Origin of the sequence: Micromonospora sp. WMMC415, assembly GCF_009707425.1 — a bacterium.
In the GTDB taxonomy this organism is placed as follows: Bacteria; Actinomycetota; Actinomycetes; order Mycobacteriales; family Micromonosporaceae; genus Micromonospora.
In genome coordinates this window covers 4,568,803-4,581,767 of the sequence record NZ_CP046104.1, presented here as the reverse complement: position 1 = coordinate 4,581,767, position 12,965 = coordinate 4,568,803, and the positions used below count along the sequence as shown (strand labels likewise).

At 72.8% G+C, this 12,965-nt stretch carries 13 protein-coding genes; 10 read left to right on the top strand and 3 right to left on the bottom strand.

Translation table 11 applies throughout. From position 1 onward, the window contains the following. Positions 1-52: 52 nt before the first annotated feature. Positions 53-616 (bottom strand): hypothetical protein, encoded by a 564-nt coding sequence (locus tag GKC29_RS21625; protein ID WP_155332561.1) that lies wholly within the window; start codon positions 614-616, stop codon positions 53-55. A 37-nt stretch (positions 617-653) separates the two neighbouring features. On the opposite strand from GKC29_RS21625, the gene GKC29_RS21620 reads away from it, so the two are divergent. The 7 genes from GKC29_RS21620 (at position 654) to GKC29_RS30295 (ending at position 5,803) form a co-directional block, all read left to right on the top strand. Beyond that, positions 654-1,343, top strand: coding sequence for a response regulator transcription factor (locus tag GKC29_RS21620; RefSeq protein WP_155332560.1), 690 nt, complete (start codon positions 654-656; stop codon positions 1,341-1,343). A gap of 31 nt (positions 1,344-1,374) precedes the next feature. Further along, on the top strand, positions 1,375-2,700 hold the full coding sequence (locus GKC29_RS21615; RefSeq protein ID WP_155332559.1) for a HAMP domain-containing sensor histidine kinase: 1,326 nt from the start codon (positions 1,375-1,377) through the stop codon (positions 2,698-2,700). A gap of 163 nt (positions 2,701-2,863) precedes the next feature. Beyond that, positions 2,864-3,664, top strand: a complete 801-nt coding sequence (locus tag GKC29_RS21610; RefSeq protein WP_155332558.1) for a lytic polysaccharide monooxygenase — start codon at positions 2,864-2,866, stop codon at positions 3,662-3,664. Continuing rightward, complete coding sequence (locus GKC29_RS21605; RefSeq protein WP_155332557.1) at positions 3,661-4,260, top strand: DUF305 domain-containing protein; 600 nt, start codon at positions 3,661-3,663, stop codon at positions 4,258-4,260. The genes GKC29_RS21610 and GKC29_RS21605 overlap by 4 nt, the downstream gene beginning before the upstream one ends. A gap of 357 nt (positions 4,261-4,617) precedes the next feature. Next, positions 4,618-5,175 (top strand): hypothetical protein, encoded by a 558-nt coding sequence (locus tag GKC29_RS21600; RefSeq protein ID WP_155332556.1) that lies wholly within the window; start codon positions 4,618-4,620, stop codon positions 5,173-5,175. 126 nt (positions 5,176-5,301) lie between these two features. Continuing rightward, on the top strand, positions 5,302-5,490 hold the full coding sequence (locus GKC29_RS21595) for a ribonuclease (RefSeq protein WP_155332555.1): 189 nt from the start codon (positions 5,302-5,304) through the stop codon (positions 5,488-5,490). A 184-nt stretch (positions 5,491-5,674) separates the two neighbouring features. Then, the gene (locus GKC29_RS30295) at positions 5,675-5,803 is read left to right on the top strand and encodes a hypothetical protein (RefSeq protein WP_255456049.1); all 129 of its coding nucleotides are present in this window, start codon (positions 5,675-5,677) and stop codon (positions 5,801-5,803) included. Between the two features lie 12 nt (positions 5,804-5,815). On the opposite strand, the gene GKC29_RS21585 is transcribed toward GKC29_RS30295, so the two are convergent. Continuing rightward, positions 5,816-7,003: a hypothetical protein gene (locus GKC29_RS21585; protein WP_155332554.1), complete on the bottom strand. Its 1,188-nt coding sequence runs from the start codon at positions 7,001-7,003 to the stop codon at positions 5,816-5,818. A gap of 48 nt (positions 7,004-7,051) precedes the next feature. Between GKC29_RS21585 and GKC29_RS30615 the strand changes: the two genes are divergently transcribed. Both GKC29_RS30615 and GKC29_RS21575 read left to right on the top strand, forming a co-directional pair. Next, positions 7,052-9,082: an alpha/beta fold hydrolase gene (locus GKC29_RS30615; RefSeq protein ID WP_370463272.1), complete on the top strand. Its 2,031-nt coding sequence runs from the start codon at positions 7,052-7,054 to the stop codon at positions 9,080-9,082. 194 nt (positions 9,083-9,276) lie between these two features. Then, positions 9,277-10,347: a MerR family transcriptional regulator gene (locus GKC29_RS21575; RefSeq protein WP_155332552.1), complete on the top strand. Its 1,071-nt coding sequence runs from the start codon at positions 9,277-9,279 to the stop codon at positions 10,345-10,347. A 162-nt stretch (positions 10,348-10,509) separates the two neighbouring features. Here the strand turns inward: GKC29_RS21575 and GKC29_RS21570 are convergent, their stop codons facing one another. Next, on the bottom strand, positions 10,510-11,616 hold the full coding sequence (locus tag GKC29_RS21570) for a LacI family DNA-binding transcriptional regulator (RefSeq protein WP_155332551.1): 1,107 nt from the start codon (positions 11,614-11,616) through the stop codon (positions 10,510-10,512). 116 nt (positions 11,617-11,732) lie between these two features. Between GKC29_RS21570 and GKC29_RS21565 the strand changes: the two genes are divergently transcribed. Continuing rightward, entirely contained in the window at positions 11,733-12,959 is a 1,227-nt protein-coding gene (locus tag GKC29_RS21565) for an amino acid ABC transporter substrate-binding protein (RefSeq protein WP_230688749.1), read from the top strand. The last annotated feature ends 6 nt before the right edge of the window (positions 12,960-12,965 follow it).

Below are 12,965 nucleotides of genomic sequence, written 5' to 3'. Positions count from 1 at the left end.
GGTCACGGCTCGCGGCTCAGCTCCTGGCTCCGTGTCACCGCGGTGTGGTACCTCAGCCGCCGATCTCGCTGACCTGGGCGAACGGCGCGTCGTCGCGCCACACCACGTGGATGACGAAGTGATGATTCGTCTCCAGGAAGAAGACCGCCAGGTTGTCCGGGGTGTTCTGCACGGTCTTCGCCGAGTAGCCGGGGCCGGGTGTGGCGGTGACGAGTTGCACCCGCCCGCGGCTGGCGCGGACAACCGTCTGGCCGCCCTCCACCCGGAACGAGCGAAGGTATGTCGCCACGCCCGCGGCGTCCGTGGTGACCGTCCAACCGTCCCGGGTGGTCGTGGTCCGCGGCGCGCCGGCGCTGGGGGTCGGCGTCGCGGCGGCGGACGGAGGTGCCGATGACGGCGACGCGACCGACGGGGTCGGCTGCGCCGGCGTCGTGACGGTCAGTGGCGGCTCGTCGCCGGCGCCGCCGCGTCGCAGCTCGTGGACCGAGGCGAGCGTCTCCTCGCCGGCCGGGGCGGTGCGCAGCACGGGGAGCAGGGCGGCCGAGGCCAGCGCGATGCTGGTGGCGGTGGCCGCGAGCCAACCCAGCGTAGGCATCCAGTTGCGGAGCGTTCGCACGATCATCCTCCGTCCCGCCGGTGCCTATGGTGATCCTATGGCGCTGATCCTGCTGGTCGAGGACGACCGCATCATCACCGCGGCGTTGTCCCGCGCGCTGACCGACGCGGGTCATGTCGTGCGGGCCGTCGGCCAGGCCGCCGAGGCGTTGCGCATCCTGACCGAGGAGCAGCCCGACCTGATCCTCCTCGACCTCGGGCTGCCCGACATCGACGGTACCGATGCGCTCCGTATGATCCGGTCCGTCTCCGACGTGCCGGTCGTCGTCGCCACCGCGCGCCGGTCGGAGACCGACATCATCCACCTGCTCAACGCGGGCGCCGACGACTACGTCACCAAGCCCTTCTCCGGCGGGCACATCCTGGCCCGCATCTCCGCCGTGCTTCGGCGGTACCGCAGCGGCGTCGACGAGGAGGGGCCCGGCGCCATCACCGTCGGGCCGCTGGTGATCAGCCGGAAGGAGCGGCGGGTCAGCTTGAACGGCGAGCCGCTCAAGCTGACCCGGCGTGAGTACGACGTGCTCACGTACCTGGCCGAGCGGGTCGGGCAGGTGGTGAGCCGGCGGGAGCTGATGACCGAGGTCTGGCGGCAGGCCCGCATCGGCGAGGAACAGACCATCGACGTCCACATCTCCTGGCTGCGGCGCAAGCTCGGCGAGACGGCCGCGAAGCCCCGGCTGCTGCACACCGTCCGCGGGGTCGGCGTCATGATGGTCGACCCGGAATGACGGTCGGCTCCCGGACGAGGCGGAGGTCGCGATGAGGTGGGCACTCAACCGGCTGGCGCTGGCCATCACGTCGATGGTGGCGCTGGCCTTCCTGGTGCCGCTCGCGGTGGTGACCCGCCAGCTCGCGCACGACCGGGCCATCGGCGACGCCCGTCAGCAGGCGGCAGCGATGGTGGCGGCGCTCGCCGTCGACGCGGACCCGCAGCTGCTGACGCGTGCCGTGGTGAGCACCGCCGCCGGCAACGAGGGACGGCTCGCCGTGCACCTGCCCGACGTGGCCCCGGTCGGGGTGGTGCACGCCACCGCCGCCGACGTGACGCTCGCCGCCGGGTACCGGCGCCCGGTCACCGCGGACGCCGGCGGCGGGCTGGCGTACCTGCTGCCCACGGTGATCGGCGACGGCCGGACCGCGGTGATCGAGGTGTACGTGCCCCGCGAGGACATGGAGCGCGGGGTGTGGCGGTCCTGGCTGGCCCTCGCGGTCCTCGCCGTCGTCCTGGTCGGCGGCTCCACGCTCGTCGCCGATCGGCTGGGCAGCCGCATCGTGCGGGCCACCGGCCGGCTCGCCGGCGCCGCGCGGCAGCTCGGCACCGGCGACCTGACCGCCCGGGTCACCCCGGACGGCCCGCCGGAGCTGCGCGACGCCGCGCAGGCGTTCAACGGGCTGGCCCAGGACATGCGGCGGCTGATCGACGCCGAGCGGGAGTTGGCCGCCGACCTGTCGCACCGGTTGCGTACGCCGCTGACGGCCCTGCGCCTCGACGCCGAGGCGATGCCGCCCGGGCCGATCGGGGAGCGGATGCGGCAGGCCTGCGACCTGCTCGACGAGGAGTTGGAGGCGATCATCACGGGGGCCCGGCGCAGCGTGGGCGAGCGCGGCGCCGAGAGCGCCGACCTGGTCGAGGTGCTGGCCGACCGGCTGGCGTTCTGGTCGGTGCTCGCCGAGGACCAGCGGCGCCCCTGGTCGGTGGTCGGCGGCGACCGGCCGGTGCTGCTGCCGCTGTCGCGCGGCGACCTGATCCTGGCGGTGGACGCCCTGCTCGGCAACGTGTTCGCGCACACGCCGGAGGGGTCGGCGTTCCGGGTCACCGTCTCGCCGGAGGGGCTCGTCGTCGACGACGCCGGCGCCGGCATCGCCGACCCCGCCGCGGCCGTCCGGCGCGGCGCGAGCGGAGCCGGCTCGACGGGGCTCGGCCTGGACATCGTGCAGCGGGTGGCCACCGCCGCTGGTGGCCGGCTCGACATCGGACGCGGACCGCTGGGTGGCGCCCGGGTGGCGTTGGTCCTGGCGGGGGACGCCGCGCCCGCCTCGCCGGCCGGGCCGGCCGAGCGTCGCCGGCGCGCCGATCGCGGCTGAGCCGGCACCGCCCGTACCGTGCCGGGGCGATCACGGTCCGCGCTCTAAAGATCCTTTCTGGAGTCTTTAAGGCTTCGTTATGGCGCCCGTGCCTAGCGTCCTCAGTCGTAACTCGGGGTGCCGGACGGTCCGGTGACCCACCGACAGGACGGTTGACGAAACGATGGCCACTCGCAAGATCATCGCCTATCCCCTCGCGGCGGTCGCGGCCGCCGCCGGCTCGACGCTGGCGTTCCAGTCGCCCGCCTCGGCGCACGGGTACGTCTCCTCGCCGCCCAGCCGGCAGGCGCTGTGCGCGCAGCGCGCCGTACCGGACTGCGGCCCGATCCAGTTCGAGCCGCAGAGCGTGGAGGGGCCGAAGGGGCTCAAACGCTGCGACGGCGGGCTCTCCCAGTTCGCCGTGCTGAACGACGACAGCCGCAACTGGCCCGCCCGCGCGGTGGGCGACACCGTCAGCTTCAGCTGGACGTTGACCGCCCGGCACCGCACCAGCACCTGGGAGTACTTCATCGGCGACACCCGGGTCGCCGTGTTCGACGACGGCAACCGGCAGCCCGAGGCGGTCGTCACCCACCAGGTCGACCTGAGCAGGTTCCCGGGCCGGCAGACGGTCCTGGCGGTCTGGAACATCGGGGACACCCCGATGGCCTTCTACAACTGCATCGACCTCAACATCGGCGGCGGAGGCGGCACCCCGCCGGCCCAGACGCCGGCCCCCACCCCCACCGGCACCCCGACGCAGGCCCCGACCGGCCAGCCCACGCAGACCGCGACGGCAACCGCGCCGGCGAACCCGGGCCAGACCGGTGCGCCGACCGGTGCCGCCTGGGCGGCGGGTACCGCGTACCGGATCGGCGACGAGGTCACGTTCGACGGGAAGCGCTACCGCTGCCGGCAGCCCCACACCGCGATCCGCAGCTGGGAGCCGTCGCCGTTCACCCTCGCCCTCTGGCTGCCGGCATGAGGCGCGGCACCAGGATCGGTGCGGCCCTGCTGCTGGCCGTCGTGGTGCCGCTGTCGACGGCCGCCTGCGGCACCGCGCGCGACGAGCCGGCGCCGCCGGCGCCGGCCCCCGTGGCCGTGCAGGCCGGCAACACCCACAACGACGCCGACGTCATGTACCTGCAGATGATGGTCGCCCACCACGGGCAGGGCCTGCAGCTCGTCCGGCTGGCCAAGACGCGGGCGCAGCGGGAGGAGATCAAGACCCTCGCCGCGGCCGTCGAGGCCACCCAGGGCGACGAGGTGACGATGATGAAGTCGTGGCTGGACACCTGGTCCAAGCCCACGACGGTCGACCACGACCCGGGCTCGCACGCCGCGCACGGTGGGTTGCCGGCCACGGGGGCCGAGCAGATCGCCGCGCTGGAGAAGGCGGCCGGGGCCGACTTCGACCGGCAGTTCCTCAACCTCTTCGTCGGCCACCAGCACAACGCGGTGGAGATGTCCCAGCGGGAGGCGAAGGAGGGGGCGAACCCCGAGACCAAGGAGTTCGCCCGCCGGGTCCAGGAGTCCCGCATCGACCAGATCGCACAGATGCTGGCGTTCCTCAACGGCTGACGGAACCGCCCGAGATCCCGGGTCGCCGTACTCCGCAATGGGGGGTGCGGCGGCCCGGCCAGCTCTTGGCCGGGGCGATCACTGCACCGGAGGTGAGCACCGTCCTGCTCAATGATCGTGGCCTTCGGATCCGAGAACTCCTTGCACTCGGCGCCCGGGCCGGCGCACACCGTGAACTCCGTACCGTTGCGCGCCACCATCGCCGACAGCCACGGCAGCACGTCGCCCCCGGCCGGCGCTGAGTGGCTTCGCCGCGCTGGATGTGAACGAGACGCTGGTGCAGGGGACACCCTTGTCGGGCCGCACGGTCTACATTTCGTCGACGGGTCGTGTTCAAGGGCGGGAACAGAGGTACGGGTGGGCGACGAGACGGGCAACAGCGTAGGTCTGGAGAACGGGTTCGACCTGGTCGTCACCCCTGACGCCCGGTTCGCGCGGTTGCTGCGGCGAGACGTGCGCCGTACCAGTCAGATGTTCGCCATGGTCGGTCTCCTGCTGTCGGTCACGAGCCTCGGTACGTTCGCGGCCGACGGCTTGTGGTTCGTCGCCGGGCTGTTCGGTCTCCCGATCGGGGTGATCTGGTGCTTCGCCGGGGTGGTCAACGGCCCGCTGCACACGCGACGCAACCCGGACCTGCTGGTGCCGTTGCGGTACGTCTGCACCGCCGATGCCGTCGAGTGGCACACCGTCCACACCTCGCTGCGGGTGCCCTGGACAGCGATCGAGCATGCCACTCGCTCCCCGGCGGCGTACCACCTGAAATGCGTCGACCGGCAGGAGCGGTACCTGTGCCGGACCACCCTGACCGCTGCTGAGGACGCGCAGTTGGCCGGGTACCTCGACGAGCGGCTGGCCGCGCGGGTGGCCGCGAAGACGTCCGTGCGGTCGTCGCCTCCCGCGGGCGGCAGCGCGTAGTGCGTTTCAGGTCCGGGGGAAGAACCAGCCACTCCTGACCCTCGGGCCTCAGTCGGCGCGAAGCCCAACGTTGGGCGCTCGGGCATCAGCCGTTTGCAGGGGCGGGTGCAGGGTAGGTAGGTGGTCGTGACAGCACCGGGACAGAGCCATTCGCAGCAGGAACAGGCCCTTGAGCGCGGCGAGGTCTACGAGGACGCCGAGGGACGCCGCACCGTGGACCCGGCCGCCGGGGCTGCGCACGCCGACAGCGAAGCCGACCGCAACGCCGAGCACCTCCAGCGTGGCGAGGTCGGTCCGGGCGTCCCCGAGGAGTAGCTGCCAGGTGAGCAGCGGCCGCGGGCCCCGCCTGCCCCGACGATGCTTCGTCCACCGACCGAGCCGCTCTGGACGACGTGGGCGCGGCACCGCAGAGTGGTGTCGTCCGAAGGCGCGGCTGCGCGCGCCTCAGGGTCAGGACGAGAAGCGGAGTACGCATGGCGAAGCCGATGAGCGACGGGGAGTGGCAGCGGTTCGTCTCGTACGGCCGGACCTGGCCGAGGCGTACGGGACGCGCAACGCCGTGCCGGGCGAGCTGCTGGTGCGCCTGACCGTGGAGAAGGTCGTCGGGTACACCGGCATCTCCGACTGAGCGCGGTGCCGGCTACGGCGAGATCCGCACCTCCACCGAGCTGATGAACCACCGGAAGTCGGATTCGCTGTGGATCGCGACGTCGTTGGTGCCGCTCTTGTCGAACGACCGGGTCCCCGCGCACACGATCACGGGCTGACCGGCGGGCACCGGTCCCGCGCTGAACAGGTGCGCGAAGTAGTGGGCGCCGCGGGTCAGGTTCTCCCGGTCGTGGGTCGCATCCTCGTCCTCCTCCTCCACGAAGACCGACATCTCGGCGTACGACGGCTCGGCGACGTCGGGGTGCAGGACGTCGAGCATCAGGGAGTTCTGCTGGCTCGTCCTGGACTCCGACCACCCCCACTCGTCCTCCGTCTCCAGGTGGTGCGTCGCCAGCACGGACTGGGCGTCGATGAGGACCTCCACCAGGCCCGATGTCGGCGGGGTGAAGGAGAACGCGACAGTGCTGAAGCCGTCGGCGGAGGCGTAGTCGAAGTCGTCCGCGTCGCTGTTGTCCATCGTGGTGGTGATACCGACGTCACCGAGCGACGGGTTCAGGGTGTGCACCCGGTCGACGACGAAGTTGTCACTGCGCACCGGGAGGAAGCCGAAGGTGAACCCGAAGAACGGCGGGCGGTGGACCGCCCACCGGTGTGGGCCCGGCTCGTCGTCCGGCTTGATGTCTCCCCAGGGGAGCGCGTGGTCGTGGAGCGGGGACAGCCGCAGCCACGCGTCGAGGTTGTCGGCGAGGTGGAAGCCGGGGCTGACGTGCGCGTCGCAGGGAGCGAGGACGTCGGCCAACGCCTCGTGGTAGTCCTCCCGGATCTCGGCGAGCTCGTCGCGCCTGATCTTCCGGGCGCGAAGGAACGCGTCGGCCTTCTGCTTCCGGGCCTGGTTGAGGTCGTCGAAGCGTGACGTCAGTCCGTGCGGCGGCTGGAGCAGGTCACGCAGTGCCAGTCGTTCCTGACGCATCAGCGTCGTCAGGTCCGACCAGTTGTCGTCTCCCAGCAGCCGGCGCAGCCGGTCGCCGGCGCCGGCTGTCACCTCGGCGGCTTTGCGGTTGCGGTCCTCGATGACCGTTCGGCGGCGCTCGGCGCGCTCGTCGACGGACGCGTCGGCCATTCGCTGGGCCGCGGCCGGGAAGTGACGAAGATTCCGGCTCGTTCGGTAGGGGTTGACCATCGTGTGCCCCCTGAGCTGGGCGACTGCTGTCCGGAGCATAGGCAGGTCTCCCCCGCGCGGAGGAGTCGCTGTCCGGCATGTGCCAAAATGCCCGCGGCTCGCCCTGACCGGGGTGTTCCGCGCGGTCGAGGACGTGTGAGATCCATCGCCGGAGGGATGGCGGGTGACGTCCGCGCTGTTGTCCGGGATGTGCCAGAGACGGATGTCGTGGTGATCGGAGCGGGGCAGGCGGGCCTGTCCAGCGCGTACCACCTGCGCGCTTCCGGCCTCGACTTCGTGGTCCTGGACGCCAACCCGGCGCCCGGCGGGGCCTGGCAGCACCGGTGGCCGACGCTCCGGATGGAGACGGTGCACGGGATCTTCGACCTGCCCGGCCTGCACTTCACGCCTCCGGCGCCCGAGGAGCAGGCCGCCGACGCGGTGCCCGCCTACTTCGCCTCCTTCGAGCAGGAGTTCGGGCTCGACGTACGCCGGCCGGTCGCCGTCACGGCCGTCCGCAACGGCGACGACGGGCGGCTGCTGGTGGAGTCCGACCAGGGCACCTGGGCCACCCGGGCGTTGATCAACGCCACCGGCACCTGGACCAGGCCGTTCGTACCGCGATATCCCGGGCAGGAGACGTTCCGCGGCCGGCAGTTGCACACCGTCGACTACCGCGCGCCGGAGGAGTTCGCCGGGAAACGCGTGGTGGTGGTCGGTGGCGGCGCGTCCGCCGCGCAGCTCCTCGTGGAGATCGCCGACGTCGCGACGGCGACGACCTGGGTGACCCGCCGACCGCCGGTGTTCCGTGACTCCGCGGAGTACACGGAGGAGTACCGGCTCGGCGTCATCGCCAAGGTGGAGGCGCGGGTGCGCGCCGGCCTGCCGCCGGGAAGCGTGGCCAGCGTCATCGACCTGCCGTGGACGCCGCAGATGGCGCGCGCCCGCGACCGCGGTGTCCTCGTACGCCGGCCGATGTTCGACCGGATCACCCCCGACGGCGTGGAGTGGCGCGACGGCGCGCGGGTGGACGCCGACGTGATCTTCTGGTGCACCGGCTGGCGGCCGGCGCTGGACCACCTGGCGCCGCTGCGGCTGCGCGGGCGCGGCGGCGGCATCGTCATGGACGGCACCCGGGTGGTCGCCGACCCGCGCATCCACCTGGTCGGCTACGGGCCGTCCGCGAGCACGGTCGGCGCGAACCGCGCCGGGCGCGCCGCGGTACGCGAGCTGCGGGCGCTCCTGGCGCGGCACCCGCCGCGTCGACCCGCTGACCCCGTCACCGGGGGGGCGCAGCCGCCCTGTGGTCGAGGGCCACGCCCTGCGTTTCACCCTCGACGGGTGGGTAATCAGCCGCGCCGGGTGCAGGCCGGGCGGTGTGCGTACGCGCCACCGCCCCGACGCAAGGGAGCGGACGTCGTGTCAGATCAGCAGCCCACGGTCGTCCTCGTCCACGGCGCGTTCGCCGACTCGGCGAGCTGGAACGGCGTGATCGAGCGGCTCGGTGCCGGATACTCGGCGGTCGCCGCCGCCAACCCGCTGCGCGGCCTGGCGGGGGACGCCGCGTACGTGCGGGACGTGATGCGGGGGATCGGCGGGCCGGTCGTGCTGGTCGGCCACTCGTACGGCGGCATGGTGGTCACGGCCGCCGCAACGGACGACCCGTCGGTGCGTGCCCTGGTCTACGTCAACGCGTTCTGCCCCGACAGCGGCGAGTCGGCGCTGACGCTGTCCCAGAAGTTCCCCGGCAGCACGCTCGCCGACACCCTGGTGTCCTATCCGGTGTCCACCGGCGGCAACGAGGTGGCGATCGGGCAGGACGCCTACCACCAGCAGTTCGCCGCGGACGTGCCCGGCGACCTGGCGGCGGTGATGGCCCGGACCCAACGGCCGGTGACGGAGCAGGCGCTCGGCGAGGACCTGAGCGCGGCCAGCCCGGCCTGGCGCTCCCTGCCCTCCTGGTTCATCTTCGGCGACGCCGACCGGAACATCCCGGTCGCCGCACACCGGTTCATGGCGGATCGGGCCGGCCCCCGGGGCTCCCGGGAGATCTCCGGCGCCTCGCACGCGATCGGGGTGTCCCAGCCCGCCGAGGTCGCCGAGACGATCATCGAGGCGGTCCGCGGGACGGGCGGCTGACGCCGGCGGTCACGGGTAGCCGAGACCGTCGGTGCCGATCCAGGTGGCGACGCAGGCCTCGTTGCCCTCGAGGAGGGCTGGCGGCGGTCCGGGCCGAGTCGGTACTCCGGGCATCCTCTCTTGACCTTGACCTTCGGGGAAGGCCGAGTCTGGGGCGTGCCGGCCGCGGTGGCCGGTACGAGGAGGATGGCGACGTGGAGCTGCTGACCATCGGATCGTTCGCCCGGGCGGCGGGTCTGACGCCGAAGGCGTTGCGCCTGTACGACGAGACGGGACTGCTCCCGCCCGCCGCGGTCGACCCGGAGTCCGGTTACCGGCTCTACAGCCCGGACCAACTGGAGCGGGCCCGGCTGATCGCCACGCTGCGCCGCATCGGCATGCCGCTGGCGGAGATCCGTCGGGTGTGCGAGCTGCCGGCCGCCGGGGCGGCCGACGCGGTGCGCGCCTGGTGGCGGCACGTCACGGCGGACACCGTGGCCCGCAGCCGGGTCGCCACCCACCTCGTGGACCTCCTCTCCGGAAGGGACACGACCATGTCCGATGCGAACCAGGCCCTCGGCTTCCGCTTCGCCGTCCGCTGCGAGACCGGAACGGCGCGGGACAGCAACGAGGACGCCGCGTACGCCAGCGAGCGCCTGCTCGCCGTCGCCGACGGCATGCGGGGACCCGGCGGCGCCGCCGCCAGCGCCGCCGCCATCGACGCCCTCACGTCGCTGGAGGCGGCCGACGGTCCCGCCGCCGCGCTGCTCCCCGTGCTGGCCGACGCGGTCGCCGACGCCGACCGCACCGTCCGCCGGGCGGCGGTCGACGACCACCAGCCGGTCACGACCCTGACGGCGCTGCTGCGGTCCGGCGGTCAGCTCGCGCTCGTGCACGTCGGCGACACCCGGGCGTACGTGCTGCGGAGCGGGGAGCTGTCCCAGCTGACCCGGGACCACACGTATGTGCAGTCGCTGGTCGACCGGGGCGCGCTCGCCGCCGACGAGGCCGCCACCCACCCGCGGCGGGCCCTGCTGGTCCGGGCGCTCGGCGCCGGCGGCACCCCGGTGGAGGCCGACCTGGCCTTGCGTACGGTGGTCGTCGGCGACCGCTACCTGCTCTGCTCGGACGGGCTCTGCGCCGTCGTCGACCGCGCCGACCTGGCCGCCACGCTCGGCGCGGCCGCCGGTCCGGAGGAGGTCGTGGACCGGCTCGTCGAGCTGGCGTACGAGCACGGCGCACCCGACAACGTCGCCTGCGTCGTCGCCGACGTCGTCACGGCCTGACGCCCACCCGCCGGCCCTCCGCGCAGCGGGGGGCCGGCGCCCGCCTGCTGTCCGTCGGGCAACAGCAGACGCCGTCCGGCGCGGGGGAGTCACCACCCGGCACCGGCCGTCGCGTGGAGCGTGGCCTCCCGGCGGGCCGAGCGAGCCGGTGGGGACCGGGCTCTAGGTAGCGGGCTGGGCCAGGGTGCCGGCGCGGTGGCCCTCGGCCTGGTCGGCCGCCGGCGCCACTGTCGGCGCAGTCGCCGGGGCGGGCCCGGTCGAGTCGCGGACCACGAGGAGATGCCCGGTGGGACGGCGTCGGGGGCGGGTCGGCCGGGGCTTCAGCGCCAGCGACAGCGCCATCCGGCCCATGTCGGTCATCGGCAGCCGGATGGTGGTGAGGCTGGGTGCCAGGTCGGCGGCGACGGAGACGTCGTCGAACCCGACGACCGACATCCGCTCGGGCACCGGGATACGGTGCGCGCGCAACGTCGACAGCACACCGATGGCCATCGCGTCGTTGAGCGCGACGATCGCGGTCGTGTCCGGGTGGTCGCGGAGGATCTGCTCGGCGGCCACCCGGCCACCGTCGCGGGTGAAGTCGGAGTGGACCACGGGAAGGTCGTCGAGGGAGAGCCCGTGCTGCCGCAGCGCCGAGGCGACTCCGGCGAGCCGGTCGGCGACGGTGGTGAGGCCCGCCGTGCCGGCGGCGACGGCGATGCGGCGGTGCCCCAGGTCCAGCAGGTGCCGGGCGAGCGCGCGGCCGCCGGCCTCGTTGTCCGGCAGGACCGCGTCGACGCCGAGGGCGTGCCGGCCGATGACGGCGACCCGCCCGCCCTGGCGCTGGAACTCCGCGAGCTCCGCCCGCGCCTCCGCCTCCACACGGGCGTCGTCGTAGCCGGAACCGGCGATGAGGATGATGCCCACCCGCTGGGCGATGAGGTGGCGCAGTTGCCGCAGCTCCGCGTCCGGGTCCCGGCCGGAGTGGCAGATCTGCACCAGCAGCCCCTCGTCGGCGGCGACCTGGATGACCCCGCCGGCGATCTCGGAGAAGTACGGGTCGTCGACCTGGTGCACGACGAGGCCCACAGTGGAGCTGGCGCCACCGGCGAGGGTGCGGGCGTACGGGTTCGCGACGTACCCCAGTTCCTGGGAGACCTGCCGGACGCGCTGGGCCACCTCCTCGCTGACCCCGTCCCGCCCGGCGAGGGCGCGGGAGGCGGTCGCGAGCGAGACGCCGGCGCGCTCCGCCACGTCGATCAGGCGCAGCCTCGGGCCAGGCTTGGGCATCGGCAACTCCCCGGAAACTTCTCTGTCATCTGACTATTGCCAGTGACGCCGACCACAGCCTAGTCTACGAAAGCGCTTTCGTAAGCGCTTCCGTCCCGGCAAAGGAGCGTCTCGGGATGACAACCCGGATGAAGCGAATCCAGTGGATGACAGCACTCGGCGCCAGCCTCACCCTCGCGCTGACGGCCTGCGGTGGTGGTGATGACGGCGGGTCGGCCGGCGCCGACGACCCGATCGTGGTGGGGATCTCCCTGCCGCTGACCGGCGACTTCTCTGAGCCGGGCAAGGGTGTCCAGCGCGGTTACGAGGCCTGGGCCAAGATCACGAATGACAAGGGTGGCCTGCTCGGCCGCAAGGTCGAGCTGAAGATCCTCGACGACCAGTCCAACGCCGACCGGGTGGTCGCCGACTACGAGCAGCTCATCGGCAAGGACAACGTCGACCTCGTCGTGGGTCCGTTCTCGACCCGCCTCGTGGTGCCCGCGGCCCGCGTCGCGGAGGAGTACGGCATGCTCTTCGTCGAGCCCGCGGGCGCGGCGAAGGAGGTCTTCGAACAGGGCTTCAAGAACCTGTTCTACGCCGCCCCGGCGGTGGCCAACGACCACTACAACCACCTCGCCGAGTACATCCTCGCCCTGCCGCCGGACCAGCGGCCGAAGACCGCGGCGTACGCGGCCATGGACGACCCGTTCGCGCAGGGCACGGCGTACGGGCTCAAGGAGAAGCTCGAGGCGGGCGGTGTCCGCACCGTTGTCGACGAGGTCTACCCACCGAACACCACCGACTTCGGCAGCATCGCCGCGAAGATCGCGGCGTCGAAGGCCGACATGGTGGTGGGTGGTTCGCAGTACCAGGACGGGGTGAACCTCATCGTCGCCCTCCAGCAGCTCAGGTACCAGCCGAAGCTGGCCGCCTTCTCCACCGCCCCGACGAACCCCGAGTTCGCCGCGGCGATCGGCAACAAGACCGAGGGGATCCTCTCGCCGACCGGGTACACGCAGGACGCGAAGTACCCGAGCAACACGGAGTTCGTCGAGAAGTACACCGCGCAGTTCGGCTCGCCGCCGGAGGAGGACGAGGCCAACGCGTACACGACCGGCCAGGTCGTCGCGGCGGCGGTCACCGCGGTCGGGTGCGCCGAGCAGGGCGACTGCCAGAAGAAGCTGGTCGAGTGGGTCCGCACCAACACCGTGGAGACGGTCGTCGGTCCGCTCTCCTGGGACGAGACGGGCAAGCCCAAGGGCGCCCACATGATCCAGCAGTGGGTGGGCGGCAAGATCCAGATCGTGCTCCCGGCCGATGCCAAGGAGACCGACCTGGTCTACCCGAAGCCGGCCTGGTAGGACGTC

Excerpts from the sequence above, each read along its gene's own strand:
- GKC29_RS21565 (WP_230688749.1), top strand. The coding sequence starts at position 11,733 with ATGACAACCCGGATGAAGCGAATCCAGTGGATGACAGCACTCGGCGCC.
- GKC29_RS21570 (WP_155332551.1), bottom strand. The coding sequence starts at position 11,616 with ATGCCCAAGCCTGGCCCGAGGCTGCGCCTGATCGACGTGGCGGAGCGC.
- GKC29_RS21610 (WP_155332558.1), top strand. The coding sequence starts at position 2,864 with ATGGCCACTCGCAAGATCATCGCCTATCCCCTCGCGGCGGTCGCGGCC.
- GKC29_RS30615 (WP_370463272.1), top strand. The coding sequence starts at position 7,052 with ATGCCCGCGGCTCGCCCTGACCGGGGTGTTCCGCGCGGTCGAGGACGT.
- GKC29_RS21585 (WP_155332554.1), bottom strand. The coding sequence starts at position 7,003 with ATGCTCCGGACAGCAGTCGCCCAGCTCAGGGGGCACACGATGGTCAAC.
- GKC29_RS21620 (WP_155332560.1), top strand. The coding sequence starts at position 654 with ATGGCGCTGATCCTGCTGGTCGAGGACGACCGCATCATCACCGCGGCG.
- GKC29_RS21615 (WP_155332559.1), top strand. The coding sequence starts at position 1,375 with ATGAGGTGGGCACTCAACCGGCTGGCGCTGGCCATCACGTCGATGGTG.
- GKC29_RS21605 (WP_155332557.1), top strand. The coding sequence starts at position 3,661 with ATGAGGCGCGGCACCAGGATCGGTGCGGCCCTGCTGCTGGCCGTCGTG.